Origin of the sequence: Akkermansia sp. (assembly GCF_020860705.1) — a bacterium.
In the GTDB taxonomy this organism is placed as follows: domain Bacteria; phylum Verrucomicrobiota; class Verrucomicrobiia; order Verrucomicrobiales; family Akkermansiaceae; genus Akkermansia.
On record NZ_JAJBTT010000034.1, the window covers coordinates 77,605 to 92,079 of the forward strand.

Consider the following 14,475-nt stretch of genomic DNA (forward strand, 5'->3'; position numbering starts at 1 on the left):
ATTTATTTCAAATACTGTATTCAATCACATTTATCATGAAGAAGTTGGTGTTGTTGAACGGTGACTGCAACTCATGAATTTGAGAGGTGAATTTTCTGACGGGGTAACGATAGGCTGAAGGCTTACCGGGACAGATGTTCAGGGCGTGTTTTCCGTTCCCGCCCGGACTGCATCAGTCGGTAGCTGAGGGGTTGTTCCAGGCGCGCTTCCTCCAGCAGGGCGCAGTCGGCAAAAATGTCCGGCACAGGGGCGTCCGCCAGGATGGAACCGTCTTTCATGACGATGCAGCGGGTGCACAGGTCCATGACCATGTCCAGGTCATGGGTGGCGATGATTTTGGTGTGGGAGAATCGGCGAAGCAGGTTGATGAGCGTGCGCCGGGAGGCCGGGTCCAGATTGGCGCTGGGTTCGTCCAGAACCAGGATGTCCGGGCTCATGGAAAGAACGGTGGCGATGGAGACGGCGCGTTTTTCCCCTCCGGAAAGATGATGGGTCATTTTGTCCGCCAGCGCTTCCGCGTGAACGTCCCGCAGGGCCTGTTCCACGCGGCGGCTGATTTCCTTCGGAGGAAGGCCCATGTTGAGGGGGCCGAACGCCACGTCCTCCCGGACCGTGGGCATGAAAAGCTGGTCGTCCGCCTGCTGGAAGACCATGCCCACGCTTTCCCGGACGCGCGCGACGGTTTTGGGCGTCACGGGAATGTCCCCCACCCTGACCTGTCCGGAGGATGGTGTCAGCAGCCCGTTGAGGTGGAGCAGCAGGGTGGATTTCCCCGCCCCGTTGCCGCCGACGACGGCGACGGATTCCCCGTGGGTGATGCGCAGGGAGACGTGGTCCAGAGCCGGAGGGGAGTCCGGATAGCTGAAGCACAGGTCAATGGTTTCTACGAGATGGTGGCTCATGAGATGAGATTGCGGGCGCACTGGCCCGCCAGCATGGTGATGTTAAAGCAGCGGAACAGGATGACGAGGGTGCAGAAGAGGAGGCCGCCCGCCACGCCGCGTATGGTGATGACGCCGGGGGAGCTTACGAATTCGGGGTCTTCCCCGCCTCTGCACAGAACGGCCTGGTAAATGCGTTCCGCCCGCCCGAAGGTGCGTAGCAGAAGCTGTCCGGTCATGGCCCCCCAGGTGGAAAGGGGGACGGAACCGGAGCCTCCCCGCCGGGAGCGGAAGGCCATCAGCATGTTCTGGAATTCATCCAGCAGGATGAAGGCGTACCGGTAAAGGAAGGCCAGCAGCGTGATCAGGATGCGCGGCACGCCGAGCTGCCTCAAACCGCGGCAGAGCGGCGCGAAGCCCGTGGAGGCCAGTAGGGTGAAGGCTCCCAGGATGGTTAGCATGCACCGCAGGATGATGGAGATGAAGGAGATCATGCCCCGCGTAACGGGAATGCCGAACCATTCCCCCGCCGGAGTTCTGTCCACCAGAGGGTTGAAGATGCCGATCATGACGGCGACGGGGAGCAGCCACAAGGTGCGCTTCAGCAGGTACCCGAGGGGCAGCCCCGCCATGCGGATGACGCATACGGGGAACAGGAAGAAAGGCAGCAGCCCTGTGATTTCCTGGGGGGGCCAGGAGAGCACGCAGATTTGAAAGACGAGGAAGGCCCCTATTTTAATGCGGGCGTCCAGACGGTGGAAGCCGGTGTTTCCGCAGGAAAACCGGTCCATCTGGCGGAATTGCCGCGCGGCGTCCGTGAACAGGGGCATGGGAGAAGTCAGCGGGGACAGTGGCCGTGCGGTTTTCTGCCGAACAGGAAGCCGGCCCCGAAGATCAGGGCGGCGATGATGACGCTCCCCAGAACTCCGGCCAGGCTCGTTTCAGGGTTCACGATGGAGGAGGAATCTCCCGTCTCTGCGGCGGAGGCTGTCTCTTCCGCGGCGGGAAGAGCGTAATCCGGCATGATGGCGGTGGACGCCTGCACGGATTCCAGACTGCGGTGGATGGAGGAGGGTTCCGCCAGGCTGGTTTCTTCCGAGCCGGTGACGCCGGCTACGGACCATTCCAGGCCGTCAGGGTAGGCGGAGGCGAACCAGGAGAGGGCGGCCCCACAAAGGATGGCCGCCACGGCGAAGATGCCCAGAACGGTGAAGGAAGCTTTTTTGACAGGGCCTGTTTCCAGATCTGCCGGGCGCAGCAGGGAAGGCTGGGCCTTGCTGATGAAGATGACGATGGCGGCTGTGGCGAGTCCTTCCACAACGCCGATGGCCAGGTGAATGGGCAGCATCAGTTCCACGAATTGGGCAAAGGGCAGGGCGGAAATGCCGGAGGCCGTCGTTTCCATGACAACGGAGAAGGCCCCGAGCTGGAGCCCGATGACGGCGGCGACGATGCTGGCGAGCGTCATGCGTCCCGTGCCGGGGTTCTTCCCGGCCAGAGGCTTGTAAATGAAGGGGTAAGCTACCAGGCAGGAGAAGAAGCCCATGTTGAAGATGTTGCAGCCCAGGGCCAGGAGTCCGCCATCCGCAAAAAAGAGGGCCTGGACCGCCAGAATGGCTGCCATGACCAGAAAGCCCGCATAGGGACCCAGCAGGATCGCCAGGATGAGGCCTCCCCCCAGATGGCCGCTGGAGCCAGTGCCCGGAATGGTAAAGTTCAGCATCTGGCAGGCGAAGATGAAGGCTCCCAGCACGCCCATGAGCGGGACGAGCCGCACTTCCTTTTCCTGCTTGACCTTGTGCGCGCAGAGCGCGGTGATCGCAGCGGAGGCCGCCCACATGGTGCAGCCTACCGCCGGTGAAATGAATCCGTCTGCCATATGCATGATGTTGGTGTCTTTCTATTGGATGAAGTGGAATATTGTTCAAGGACCCGGACCGGGCAGATTGGTGCCACTTTAGCATAAATGCCGTCAAGCCGAAGAAGGAAATGCGGCAACAGGGGGGAAGTATTCTTGTGCCGCCGTGTGAACTTTTCATGCGCGGGGGCGGAGGGCTTTATTCCCGGGAATGCAGGGCTTCCGGGGAGAGGAAGAAGCCGGTTTTTTCCGGATGCGGGATGGGGAATTCTGCCGTTGGACCGCGCCTGTCCTGCATGCCGTGCCGGGGGCTTGGACGGATTGGGCGTGGTGCGGGCAGGGCCATGGTTTGCTAGACGGAAGCCATGATGAATTTTTCCATAGCCAAATGCTTGTTTTCCATAGGAGGATGTACGACGATCCTGGGCAATATTTCCGCAGATGCGGCTGTTTCTTCCGCCGGAGCCATCGGCGGCCTGGGCGTTCTGACGATCGCCGTGAACTATACGCTGAATCTGCTCAAGAAGAAGGATGAGCAGCTGATGGCGAAAGACGCCCGCATTGAAGCTCTGATGGACCGCCTGATTGACAAATGCCCTAATTGCGAGCTGGCGAAGGCGGCCAACAAGTCCCTGCTGGAAGAGGAATAAAGGAAGAGGCGGGATGTTACCGGCTGGCTGTATCCGGCGGAACTGGCGTGCGCGTGTAGGTCTCCCGGTTTCCGTCCGTATTCAGGATCAGCGTGGTTTTACTGAGGCTGTCAATGGTGGAGGTGGTAGTGAAGAGGGAAGAGTTTCCGTTGCCTGTGCTTTTTCCCGTCAAGGTCAGGCGATTGCCGTCCAGCTGCCAGCCCATATAAAGGAGGGTGTGCATGTTGATGGACCTGGCCCTGCCGTCCGGTAGAAGCTGCATCCCCTGTACCTGCCCCGGTTGTCCGGGAATGGGCTGGGTCCAGCACCCGGCAACGCCGGAGGAAGAGGGCCGGGTGGAGCAGGAGGCCGCCAGCAGGGAAAGGGCCGGAAGAAGGAGGGAAAGGCGCATGGCGATAAGAATGGGTAGTTAGCGCTGTTCTCTGATGACCTCCGTGCCGATGCCGTCCGGAGTAAAGATTTCCAGCAGCAGGGTGTGGGGGAGGCGGCCGTCAATGAAATGCACCTTGCGCACGCCTGCGTTCAGGGCGTCAATGGCGGAGTTGATTTTGGGAATCATGCCGCCGGAAACGGTGCCGTCTTCAATGAGTTCCAGCGCTTCCGTACGCGTAACGGATTTGATCAGGGTGGAGGGATCGGAGGGATCTTTCATGATGCCGGGAACATCGGAAATGTAAATGAGCTTGACCGGCTTGAGTTCCTTCGCGAGGGCCGCCGCCGCCAGGTCCGCGTTCACGTTGAGCGGCTTGTGGGTACCCAGTTCTTTTGCCAGGGGGGAGACGATGGGAGTGATCTGGAGTTCCAGAGCTTCCGTGATGCGATCCGTCAGGCAGCCGATGACATTGCCTACTTCCCCGATGTCCACCGGGTTGCCCTGTTCGTCCTTTTCCTGAATGCGTTCCCCCACGAAGATTTCCGTGCCGGGGATGCCTACGCCCTTGCCTCCGTAGTCGCGGAACATCTGGACCAGCCCGGGATTAATGGTTCCGGAAAGGGTGCGTTCCACGATGGAAATGGCTTCCGGAGTTGTGACGCGCAGTCCGTTGATAAAGCGGGCTTCCAGCCCGGCTTCCGCCATGGCCTTGGAGATGGCTTTGCCGCCGCCGTGGACGATCACGGGATTGAAGCCCAGAGCCTCCAGCAGAACGATGTCCCGCATGAGTTTTTTGACCAGGCGGGAGTCGTCCATGGCGCTTCCGCCGAATTTGATGAGGAATGTCTTGTCACGATAGGCCTGGAGGTAGGGGAGGGCGCCGACAATGACGGAGGCCTGTTCAATCAGGCGGGTAATTTTGGAATCCATGTCAATGATGAAACGGTAGGAGTTTTAAGAGAGAAGGAGGGAGGGAATCCGCGGCAGGCGCCATTCAAAGCAGGCGCTTGCTCCTGAAATAAACCAGGGGAAGAATGATGGATACAAGCATGACCACCAGGGAGATATAGTAGCCGTATTCATTTTCCAGGCCGGGCATGTGGGTGAAGTTCATGCCGTAAATGCTGGCGATAAGAGTGGGGGGCATGAAGACCACGGCCGCCACGGTGAAGATTTTGACGATTTCGTTCTGCTCAATGTTAATGAGGCCCAGAACGGCGTCCAGCATGAAGTTGACATTGCTGGAAAGAAAGGTGGCGTATTCCGAAAGGGAGGTGACATCCCGGCTCAGGGGGCGCAGCTTGATGTACAGGGTGGAATTGGTATCGTCCAGAGCTTCTTCATTGCTGGCGTACGTGAGCAGGCGCAGCAGGTTGACCAGGCAGTCCCGCTGGCGGGTAAGGAGGTCGCCCACGCGGCCCAGGTCCTGGAGCGTGAGGCGCAGGGCGCTGGAGACGGGCACGCGCTTGCTGGTTTTAATTTCCGGTTCATCCCTGCGGAAAATATTCTTGGAAAGACGGTCCAGTTCCGCCCCGAAGCGTTCCAGCACGTCCGCCTGGCGGTCCACGATGGTTTCCAGCAGGCCGGTGAAGACCTGGTCCCGGCTGATCTGTTTCTGCCGCAGGAGCTGGTGGGAAAAGACGCGGAAGGAGTAGGAGTCCGAGTGGCGGATGGTGATGATCTTGAACCCCATGAGGACGAAAGTGATTTCCGACAGGGAAGGGGATTCCGTATCCACGCGGCTGAGTACCGTGGTGGTCATGAAGCGCGCCCCGTCTTCCGTGTACAGGCGGCTGGTGGCCTCAATCTCCCGCATCTCGTCGTAGGTGGGCATTTCCAGCCCGCAGAGGCGTTCCACGAATTTGATCTCGGCAGGTTCCGGGGTAAGAAGGTCAATCCAGAAGACGGTGTCCAAGTTCTGTTCAGCCGCATCCACCTGAGTGGTGCGCTCAATGCCTTCCGGGGTTTGACGATAGAGTCGAATCATGCCGTTGATTTCGGTGGGGGGATGGAACGATGCCGCGCATGATGTCGAGTGACACCCAATGCAGGCATGATGCCTTGTTTATTCAGGGAAGGGAAGTAAAAAGGGTGACAAAAAGAGGCCCGGTTCCCAAGGTGGGAACCGGGCCTGCCGGAAAAAGGAAAGGGGATGTGCGCCGCTTAGGCGTTTTCCTTGACGACCACCTTGAGCGTGGCTTCCACCTGGGGATGCACCTTGATGGAAACTTCGTGTTCACCTTCGCTCTTGATCGGCTTTTCAAGTTCGATCGCGCGGCGGTCCACTTCCACTCCCTGAGCGGTCAGGGCGTCGTGAATGTTCTGGTTGGTGATGGCGCCGAACGCCTTGCCGCCCTGGCCCACTTCAAGGACGAGGTCCACGGTCAATCCGTTGATCTTAGCGGCCACTTCCTGGGCGGCGCTGAGTTCTTCCGCTTCACGCTTGGCGCGGGCGGCCTGAAGATTGGCGATGAAACGGCGGTTGGAGGCCGTTGCTTCGTGGGCCAGACCCTGAGGAATGAGGTAGTTGCGGCCATAGCCAGCCTTAACGGTCACCAGGTCGGCTTCCGCGCCGAGCCCTTCAATTTTTGTTGCGAGAATTACTTCCATCGTTGCCATGGCTAAAAAGAAATGGTTATTTGTGAGCGGTTGAAGTAGTAAGTATTCGCCCGAATGTCAAGACAAGAGCGATAAAAAGGGTGTTTTTTTACGTTTTGGAAGGAAAAATTCCCGCCGGTTGTCATGATAGGTGACATTGCGCTTGCTTCACGCGGCGGTAGTATGTAGGGAAAGGAACCGCAATTATCGCGTCCGCTTTCCGGGGGCGCCGCGGGTACATTACAGATATTTGATCTTATGGCTATTCAGCGCGCATTGATATCCGTTTCCGACAAGACCGGCCTGGAGGAGTTTGCCAAGGGCCTGCACGAGTTTGGAGTAGAGCTTATTTCCACCGGCGGCACCGCCGCTTTCCTGAAAGGCCTGGGCCTTCCGGTGATTGAAATTTCCGATTACACCGGGGAGCCGGAATTGTTTGAAGGCCGCCTGAAGACGCTTCATCCCATGGTGCACGGCGGCCTTCTGCACCGCCGCGACAACGAGGAACATGTGCGGCAGGCCAAGGAAAACGGCATCAAGCCCATTGACCTGGTATGCGTGAACCTGTACCCCTTTGAGGAAACCGTCGCCAGGCCGGACGTCACGCTGGAGGAAGCCATTGAAAAGATTGACATCGGCGGTCCTTCCATGCTCCGTTCCGCCGCCAAGAATTATGCCTCCGTCACGGTTGTGTCCGATCCTGCGGATTATGCCCGCATTCTGGATGAAATGCAGACCCACAAGGGGGACACTACCCTGAAAACCCGCGAGAACCTGGCGGTGAAGGTGTTCATGCGCACCTCCAATTACGACAACGCCATCACCAACTACCTGGGCCATCAGAGCGCGGAAAGCACCAAGGCCAGCTTCTGCATCTGCGCGCCTCTGTACCAGGAACTGCGCTACGGCGACAATCCCCACCAGGAAGCCAGCCTGTACGGCAATTTCGGGGATATTTTCCACCAGCTTCAGGGCAAGGAACTTTCCTACACGAACGTGCTGGACATTGAAGGAGCCGCCGAGCTGATTACCCAGTTCCGCCGCCCGACGGTGGGCATCCTGAAGCATACGAACCCCTGCGGCGTGGGCCAGGACGATGAAGACCTGCGCAGCGCCTGGCAGAAGGCTTTTGAAACGGATACCCAGGCTCCCTTTGGCGGCGTGATCGTGGTCAACCGTCCGATGACGGAAGGCCTGGCCCGCGTACTGAGCGCTATTTTCACGGACGTCATCATTGCTCCGGAATACGATGCGGAAGCCCGTGCCCTTCTCCAGAAGAAGAAGAATTGCCGCATCATCCGCATGAATACGGAAGCCTGGATGAAGGCCCGGCAGGAACCCATCATCCGTTCCGCTCCCGGCGGCTTCATGACCATGAAGCGGGATACGGACGTGATGGGGCTGGACAACCTGGAAGCCAAGGTCGTGACCAAGCGTCCCCCGACGGAAGAGGAACTGACCGCCATGCGCTTCAACTGGCGCGTCGTGAAGCAGGTGCACTCCAACGCCATCGTCTTCGGCGGAACGGACCGCACGCTGGGCATCGGCGCCGGACAGATGAGCCGCGTGGACTCCGCCCGGATTGCCGTCTGGAAGGCCGGGCAGGCCGGCCTGGACCTGAAGGGCAGCGTAGTGGCGTCCGACGCCATGTTCCCGTTTGCCGACGGCCTCCAGGTAGCCATTGACGCCGGAGCCACCGCGTGCATCCAGCCCGGCGGTTCCATCCGGGATGAGGAAGTGATCGCCGCCGCGGACGCCGCGGGCATTGCCATGGTGTTCACGGGACACCGCCATTTCCTTCATTAATTTGAATGATCCGCCCCGTCCCCTTGTCTTAAAACGCATATGTTGCTAGGTGTAAATATAGACCACATCGCCACGCTGAGGCAGGCCCGCTATGCGACCATGCTTGATTCCTTCAACGTGGAGCCGAGCGTTTTGGACGCCGCTTACGCGGCTCAAAGGGGCGGGGCGGATTCCATCACCCTCCATGTACGGGGGGACCGCCGCCACATGCAGGATACGGACGCCCTGAGTGTCCGGGAGAGCGTGGCTCTTCCCCTGAATCTGGAGATGGGGAATACCCCGGAGATGGTGGACTTTGCCCTTCAGTTGAAACCGGACTACGTGTGCATGGTTCCGGAGAAGCGGGAGGAAATTACGACGGAAGGCGGCCTGGACGCCGTCTTTCATGAAAAGGAACTGGCCCCCACGCTGGCAAGAATGGCGGACAACGGCATTCAGGTGAGCCTGTTCATTGATCCGGAACTGGCCCAGGTGGAGGCCGCCGCCCGTCTGGGCGCCCCCATGATTGAGCTGCATACCGGATGCTTTGCCAACCACGCCGGGAAGGAACGCACGGCGGAACTGGCCCGTCTGAAACGCGCCGCAGAGATGGCCCACTCCCTGGGCATCCAGGTGAATGCGGGACATGGCATCAATTACCAGAATCTGGAACAGCTGATAGATGGCGTGCCTTACCTGCATGAGCTGAACATCGGCCATACGATCGTCGCCCGCGCCCTGTTTGCAGGGATGGAGCAGGCCGTGAGGGAAATGCGCCAGGCGATCGACCGCCTGAGCTGATGTTCCCGTTTCAACTTTAATCCCGGTTGCAGGAACATGAACCGCACGGCAGGATTGGGAATGGATTTGATTGATCTGGACCGCGTGCGCCAGGCCCTCCGGAAAAACGGAGAGGCGTTTGCCCTGCGCATCTGCACTCCGGATGAATGGGCGTATTGCCGGAAGCATGCGGATCCCGTGCCGCGTCTGGCGGCGCGTTTTGCGGCCAAGGAGGCCGTGGCGAAAGCCTTGGGAACGGGAATAGGGGAGAAGTGCGCTTTTACGGATGTGGAAGTGGTGCGCAATGATGCGGGCGCTCCATCCATCCTCCTGCACGGCTCCGCCGGAGTGACGGCGCGGGAGCAGGGCATCACAGGCTGGCTGCTGACCATGACCCATTCCCGCCTGAGCGCCGCCGCCACCGTCATCGCCCTTGCCGAAGCCCCGGAATTTTCCTGACGCGGACAGGAGCGCCGCAAGCTTTGATCTTCTTTGGACGGGGCAACACCTTGTTCTTACAGGTTTTCAAGATACTTTTTGGTGATTTGCGTATTCAGTTCGCGGAGGGCGGCCAGAATTTCAAAACTCGGCGCTTTGGAGAAATCGGTTTCCAACTCTTTCATTTTCTTTTCGTAGTCCGCCACATGGCCGCCGTTCCTTTTCAGGATGGAGATATTTTTCCGGATTTCATCCGCAAGCTTTGAAAACGTCTTCCGGTCGGGGACCGGGTTCCAATCGATGGACTTCAGAAAGTTTTTCACTTCCGGAACCGTCACGTTAAAAAATTCCGGACGGACCTCCTCCGGATTCCGGTCTTTAAAATAGCTGACGGCGAAGCTGAAACTGTCCGACTTCGGGTTCAGTTCAAATTTGATATCATCGCCGTGAATCCGGATCTGCCGGAGGGATTCTTTCTCAAATACAATGAACGTGCCGAACTCCTTGTAAGCATAGCGGTTGAAGTTCATCACCCCGTTTCCTCCGGTTGTTTTCGTTAGAATCCAGTCCGGCTTTCCGCATGGTTTTTTTCCGTCCCCTTCTTTCAGGGCGAATTGTGACTCCAGTTCCGGCTTCCCGTAGCCGTGTACCGGAGATGCCCAAACTTCATACAATTGTCCGGGATAAATCACCTTGACGAACAGCCAGTCCGGGCGATCCTTGAATTGCGCTATCCTGACATTCAACACACTGTTTTCCGGGCGGAACGTGAAAACGGCCATTTCCATATTGCCGTTTTCCATGGTATCAATTTTTTCCGCGACTTTCCGGTCCAGCAGTGTTTTTCCGTCCCGGCCGATCACGGTAAGGAACCCGACGGGACTCCAACTTCCGGGGGTATTGGGATTCCGCCAGTATTCGATGCCGAATCTGAAATCCCCCCATTCCTGTTGAACCGGTTTGTTGTCATGGAGATGGGTAACGGTGCGGTAATTGATTTTTCCGTTGCCAAGGTTGACGGTATAGTGGGTCAGGAGGACGGCAGTTCCTTTGCGGTCAAGCTGTTCTTCTTTCTTTTCAATGGAAGGAGTGGCGTGCAAGAGTGTAGCGCACCATCCGGCCAGTATGGTCAGGATGAGTTTCTGCATGATTATTTGACCTCTATTTCGTGTTGAGCATGCAAGCCTGTAGCTGCGTCTTCAATGGAGATACGGTATGTGCCGGGTAGATCGTTGAAGGCGAAATCCAACGGATATTCCGTTTTGCCGTAGATGGTTTTGCTGCGGTGCAGAATTTCTTTCCCGTCCGGGGCCGTTACCGTAATCCGGTACGCGCGTTCCCGGGGATTGGACGGTCCGGAAATCTTAATCAGGGCCCGGGCGCCTTTTGCCACCTGGTCCGGAGCAGTTATGACGGGCGGCTGCTGTTCCCGGTCAAACAGGGCAAAGCAGCGGAACGGTGCTTTGGAGAATTGAAAGACAAGCCGGTCTGACTTCCCTACCAGCCCTTTGCGGCATTCATAGATGTATTTTTCTTTCGGCAGTTCGGCGGTAAATGATTTGCCGAGGTCCTTTTCCTGGACGAGGGCGCCCAGCAGTTCGAATTCTCCGGCCTGCCGCGGACGGACCATCAGGGCGTTGCTGAAATCGGGAATGACGGCCGGAGGACGGATGCCGGCGCTTTTCACCACTTGGTCAAGGAAGCTGTTCAGGGAGGATTCCGGCAGGGAATTATTTTCCAGAATGGAGAGCGAGGCATTCAGCAGAATGGTTTTCCCTTGCCCGGCTTGGTGGAGCCGCAGGCCCGGGTTGCCATGGACGACATGCGCCTTTTCTCCCGCCAGAGCCAGGGTGCCGCTTGTGCTTTGATAGGGTTGGATTTCGAGCTCTTTCGCCTGGGCGAACGTCAGATCCCCGAAAAGTTCGCTCAGGGGGTTCCGGGTGCGTTTTTTCAGGTTTTCGTTCAGGATCGCGATGTTGGCGTCAGCCAGGACGGTGCCGCCGGATTTGACGAAATCCAGAATGGCCGCGCACTCTTTGTCACTCAAGGAGGAAGCTCCGCAAAGGAAGAGAAGCCGGGCGTTTTTCAGGCGTTCCAGGGTATTCGGCGACACGAAGTTGAAGCCCAGTCCACGCTGGTAGCAATACCGGAGCAAGGGATTCATGCTGGCATCCGGCGCGACACAGCGGTTGTCCGCCTGGGCGGCGGAGTTCGAGGTGTGGCTGTAGTAAAAGAGGATGCCGGACTCCGGAAACGGCGTTTTGATCAGCAGCTGCGCGAGGCCGCGGCTCAGGTCATCGAGGTGGGGCATGTATTGGCGCAGGTATTCCGCCTCGGAAAGATCGCCGGAATGGCTGGTTTCCCCAAGGGCTGGGTTGATCAGGAACCAGGCGTGGCCGTTGATCGCCCCTTGCAGCAGGTGTTCCCAGAGTTTGTACGGATAGGATGAACGTTCCGCGCAATAGCCGCCCCACCAGATGGTACGGACCCGGTCCGCACCGAAGGCGCGCAATGCCTCGTTTTCCTGCATGCCGCTGTAAGGGCCCCAGAAGTCCAGCCCTTTGATCATTTCTTCAAGATTGCCGGGAGGGGAGCCTTCCGCGCCGACCCGGGCTCCGGGATGAACTTTTTTGATTTCCGAAGCCAGGAAGTGATGCATGTCCACATACATTTTTTCAATATATTCCCGGTGGTCGTTATAGGCGACCAGATTGCCTTCTTTTTTGGCCGCGTCCAGCCGGAGATGGGGCACTTCCCCGAATCCGGCATAGGAGGCGCCGTATTCAAGATTCAGGTTTTCAATGGTCTGGTACTTCCTCCGCAGGAAATCGGCGAACGGCTGTTTATCCGACTCTCCGAATCCGGCGTCGTAGGTGTAATGATTTTCATCGCCCAGGTTGTACAGTACAGGACTCAGGTCTTTCAGGTACTCTGCCTGGCGGCGGAGCGCTTCGCCCCAAAGTTTCCGGATCAATGGATGGTAGAACGATTCGTCTCCGTTCAACGCAGCCAGCTGTTCCATATTTTCCTTCTGTTCGGACCATAGCTTGCGCAACATCCTGGTTTCATTGTTTGGCCCGGCTTCCAACCCGATCCGGCAGACATACGGACACAGTTTTTCATTCCGCAGGGTGTTTTCAATATCTCCTTCTTTGAAAAATTGCAGCGATACGTTCCAGCCGAGGCGGTCGATGATCCGTTCCCCGAATGCCGGGTTGAAGGTGCAGCCCACCTGGCCCCAGGTAAGCTGGAGATAATCTTCCAGCGAATAATCCGGGAAAACCACCGGTTTTTCGGCATGTGCCGCGTGTCCCCGGGCATCGTAAACGGTACAGCGCAGATAACCGCCGATGGTCGGCATCCGGTAATTTTCAAGGTCAAACGAAAGCTCTTTCTGTCCGGCTGCCAAAGGAAGCGTTTTGCTGAACCATACATTGCGGTAGGGAGCGTCCATCAGCTCCACTTTGGCGGAATAACCGTCCTGCGCGGGAGAAGCCAGTTTCAACGTGGCGGAGAAAGGGCCGCGGTCCTGAACCAGCCTGGGCGTTTCCAGAGATACGGCACCGAAGGCGGATTCCACCGTAAAAGGAAAGGCGCCGAAGTTGACCAGCCTGCCATCCCGGCGGACCAATACGTCCGCGGTATATCTTCCCGCCGGAAGACCCGTGAAATCAAGGCTGTCCCGGATGATGGAATTATCCGGCTGCCGGATGCGGCCCTCCACGGTAGTTTTCTCCGGAGAGGTCACGACAAACTTGCCTTGGTCCTGCCGTACTGAAAATGCCGGCAGTTCCACTCCGCTGGAGTAATAGAGCACCTGGGCTAGGAAAACCTGCGACGTTTCATAGAGAAAGAACCAGTCCGTGGTGTAGTCGAAGTATGGCGTCAGCCCCACCCCAGGCCGGTAACCCGCTCCATAATCGACTTCAATGATCCGGCCACGGCCGAACTGCCAGGCGTTGAAAATGCGCGATTCAAAATTTTCCGGCCTGGTTCCGGGAAGTCCATTGCTTCCGGCAACCCATTCCGGACGGGGCAAGGGCGTGGCATACGGTTTTTTATAAGGTAATTTCCTAAATTCACGCCAATGTTCGAGGGATTGGATCCGGACCAGGCCGGTTCCGTTCTCCACCATGGAGAGCACGCGGAATTTCTGCTCGTCCGGAAGGATGGAAAAATCGACGTTTGCCATGACCACCAGATCATAATCCTTTGCCAGTTTGGCGTTCAGTTCCTGAAGTTTGTCGACGGTGGACAGCCCCGCAATCGGGTTGCTGTAAATGTCATCCGCTCCGATGCTCTTTTCTGTGGCTGTGAGAACCACTTCATATTCAAAGCCCGGGAAACGCTGGACCAGCTCAATGATCTCGCGCGAGGCCGTCTGCTGCATGATAAAAAGTATTTTCTTGTGGGGAAGCTCCCCTTTTTCATCCCATGCGGCATGGGGCGTTTTCAAGGTCATTCCGGCCTCATTCATGTAAGCGCCGTCCAGTTTGGCGAATACGGGAGTAAAAAGGCCCGTCAGCAGGACGCAGAGCGACAGGGAGAATCGTTTCATCAATGGATGGTCTTTCTTTGCTGAGTTAATTCAGGCTTTCTTCCGAAACAATTTCTCATTTGAGTGCCCGGCAGCGCTCTTTCAGAACGGAAAGACCGTCTTAATCCGCTGATCCGGTTCAGTACAGTGGAGCTTGATTTCATCTCTTTAAAAGCCTTGAAATGTCGTTTCTTTTCGACTCCGCAACCCATGCCGCGGCCATAAAACTCCATGCAAACACATGGTTGGACATATTCCTATTGTACCCGTTTTCCGGTTTTTTTCTTTCAGAAAACCCGGAATAAAAAATAGCGGCTCAAGTCAATATAAAGCTGAAAATTCAAAAAAAATCTGATTATCAATATTATACGAAAGACTATGTTTATTTTTCCATTCCTACTTTTTTAATCGGTAGCCGATGGCTTGTTGGAGCTTTTTGATCATGCCGGATAAGTGAGTTGGATGCATAGGTGGATTTCTGATTATATTGATTCTATTTAATATAGAGAATGAAAAGATTATGAGTTTTTTTCTTGTGCGGCGGATTTGGAATCCGAAGTCAAAGGAAAAATCTG

General features: G+C 57.3%; 13 protein-coding genes. 4 read left to right on the plus strand and 9 right to left on the minus strand.

The window, feature by feature from the left end; genetic code table 11:
• Positions 1-122 precede the first annotated feature (122 nt).
• Genes LIO64_RS07590 through LIO64_RS07600 form a run of 3 tightly spaced genes read right to left on the minus strand, consistent with a single transcriptional unit; the run spans position 123 to position 2,766 of the window.
• Positions 123-902 carry an ABC transporter ATP-binding protein gene (locus tag LIO64_RS07590; RefSeq protein ID WP_290548838.1) on the minus strand — a complete coding sequence of 260 codons (780 nt, stop codon included), beginning with the start codon at positions 900-902 and terminating at the stop codon, positions 123-125.
• Entirely contained in the window at positions 899-1,711 is an 813-nt protein-coding gene (gene cbiQ, locus LIO64_RS07595; RefSeq protein WP_290548839.1) for a cobalt ECF transporter T component CbiQ, read from the minus strand. The genes LIO64_RS07590 and cbiQ overlap by 4 nt, the downstream gene beginning before the upstream one ends.
• Before the next feature lie 8 nt (positions 1,712-1,719).
• Positions 1,720-2,766, minus strand: coding sequence for an energy-coupling factor ABC transporter permease (locus LIO64_RS07600; RefSeq protein ID WP_290548840.1), 1,047 nt, complete (start codon positions 2,764-2,766; stop codon positions 1,720-1,722).
• 338 nt (positions 2,767-3,104) lie between these two features.
• Here LIO64_RS07600 and LIO64_RS07605 point away from each other — a divergent pair, with 338 nt between their 5' ends.
• Positions 3,105-3,389: a hypothetical protein gene (locus LIO64_RS07605; protein WP_290548841.1), complete on the plus strand. Its 285-nt coding sequence runs from the start codon at positions 3,105-3,107 to the stop codon at positions 3,387-3,389.
• Between the two features lie 16 nt (positions 3,390-3,405).
• Here LIO64_RS07605 and LIO64_RS07610 read toward each other — a convergent pair whose 3' ends face one another.
• From LIO64_RS07610 to rplI, 4 genes are all read right to left on the minus strand, one after another.
• A complete protein-coding gene (locus LIO64_RS07610; protein WP_290548842.1) occupies positions 3,406-3,780 on the minus strand; it encodes a lipocalin family protein in 375 nt (124 codons plus the stop codon).
• 18 nt (positions 3,781-3,798) lie between these two features.
• Positions 3,799-4,692, minus strand: coding sequence for an acetylglutamate kinase (gene argB, locus LIO64_RS07615; RefSeq protein ID WP_290548843.1), 894 nt, complete (start codon positions 4,690-4,692; stop codon positions 3,799-3,801).
• 64 nt (positions 4,693-4,756) lie between these two features.
• The gene (locus tag LIO64_RS07620) at positions 4,757-5,749 is read right to left on the minus strand and encodes a magnesium transporter CorA family protein (RefSeq protein WP_290548844.1); all 993 of its coding nucleotides are present in this window, start codon (positions 5,747-5,749) and stop codon (positions 4,757-4,759) included.
• Positions 5,750-5,925: 176 nt separating this feature from the next.
• Entirely contained in the window at positions 5,926-6,381 is a 456-nt protein-coding gene (gene rplI / locus LIO64_RS07625) for a 50S ribosomal protein L9 (RefSeq protein WP_290548845.1), read from the minus strand.
• A 237-nt stretch (positions 6,382-6,618) separates the two neighbouring features.
• Between rplI and purH the strand changes: the two genes are divergently transcribed.
• The 3 genes from purH to acpS are packed head-to-tail and all read left to right on the plus strand — an operon-like array spanning position 6,619 to position 9,384.
• Entirely contained in the window at positions 6,619-8,166 is a 1,548-nt protein-coding gene (gene purH, locus LIO64_RS07630; protein ID WP_290548846.1) for a bifunctional phosphoribosylaminoimidazolecarboxamide formyltransferase/IMP cyclohydrolase, read from the plus strand.
• Positions 8,167-8,205: 39 nt separating this feature from the next.
• Positions 8,206-8,946, plus strand: coding sequence for a pyridoxine 5'-phosphate synthase (locus tag LIO64_RS07635; RefSeq protein WP_290548847.1), 741 nt, complete (start codon positions 8,206-8,208; stop codon positions 8,944-8,946).
• 36 nt (positions 8,947-8,982) lie between these two features.
• Positions 8,983-9,384, plus strand: a complete 402-nt coding sequence (gene acpS, locus LIO64_RS07640; protein WP_290548848.1) for a holo-ACP synthase — start codon at positions 8,983-8,985, stop codon at positions 9,382-9,384.
• 56 nt (positions 9,385-9,440) lie between these two features.
• Here the strand turns inward: acpS and LIO64_RS07645 are convergent, their stop codons facing one another.
• Both LIO64_RS07645 and LIO64_RS07650 read right to left on the minus strand, forming a co-directional pair.
• A complete protein-coding gene (locus LIO64_RS07645; protein WP_290548849.1) occupies positions 9,441-10,511 on the minus strand; it encodes a hypothetical protein in 1,071 nt (356 codons plus the stop codon).
• Positions 10,512-10,513: 2 nt separating this feature from the next.
• On the minus strand, positions 10,514-13,921 hold the full coding sequence (locus LIO64_RS07650; RefSeq protein ID WP_290548850.1) for an alpha-amylase family protein: 3,408 nt from the start codon (positions 13,919-13,921) through the stop codon (positions 10,514-10,516).
• Between the last annotated feature and the right edge of the window lie 554 nt (positions 13,922-14,475).

Bases quoted from the DNA above. Each gene is read 5' to 3' on its own strand.
- rplI (WP_290548845.1), bottom strand. From the start codon at position 6,381: ATGGCAACGATGGAAGTAATTCTCGCAACAAAAATTGAAGGGCTCGGC.
- LIO64_RS07610 (WP_290548842.1), bottom strand. From the start codon at position 3,780: ATGCGCCTTTCCCTCCTTCTTCCGGCCCTTTCCCTGCTGGCGGCCTCC.
- LIO64_RS07590 (WP_290548838.1), bottom strand. From the start codon at position 902: ATGAGCCACCATCTCGTAGAAACCATTGACCTGTGCTTCAGCTATCCG.
- LIO64_RS07620 (WP_290548844.1), bottom strand. From the start codon at position 5,749: ATGATTCGACTCTATCGTCAAACCCCGGAAGGCATTGAGCGCACCACT.
- LIO64_RS07605 (WP_290548841.1), top strand. From the start codon at position 3,105: ATGATGAATTTTTCCATAGCCAAATGCTTGTTTTCCATAGGAGGATGT.
- LIO64_RS07635 (WP_290548847.1), top strand. From the start codon at position 8,206: ATGTTGCTAGGTGTAAATATAGACCACATCGCCACGCTGAGGCAGGCC.
- argB (WP_290548843.1), bottom strand. From the start codon at position 4,692: ATGGATTCCAAAATTACCCGCCTGATTGAACAGGCCTCCGTCATTGTC.
- acpS (WP_290548848.1), top strand. From the start codon at position 8,983: ATGAACCGCACGGCAGGATTGGGAATGGATTTGATTGATCTGGACCGC.
- cbiQ (WP_290548839.1), bottom strand. From the start codon at position 1,711: ATGCCCCTGTTCACGGACGCCGCGCGGCAATTCCGCCAGATGGACCGG.
- LIO64_RS07645 (WP_290548849.1), bottom strand. From the start codon at position 10,511: ATGCAGAAACTCATCCTGACCATACTGGCCGGATGGTGCGCTACACTC.
- LIO64_RS07600 (WP_290548840.1), bottom strand. From the start codon at position 2,766: ATGCATATGGCAGACGGATTCATTTCACCGGCGGTAGGCTGCACCATG.
- purH (WP_290548846.1), top strand. From the start codon at position 6,619: ATGGCTATTCAGCGCGCATTGATATCCGTTTCCGACAAGACCGGCCTG.
- LIO64_RS07650 (WP_290548850.1), bottom strand. From the start codon at position 13,921: ATGAAACGATTCTCCCTGTCGCTCTGCGTCCTGCTGACGGGCCTTTTT.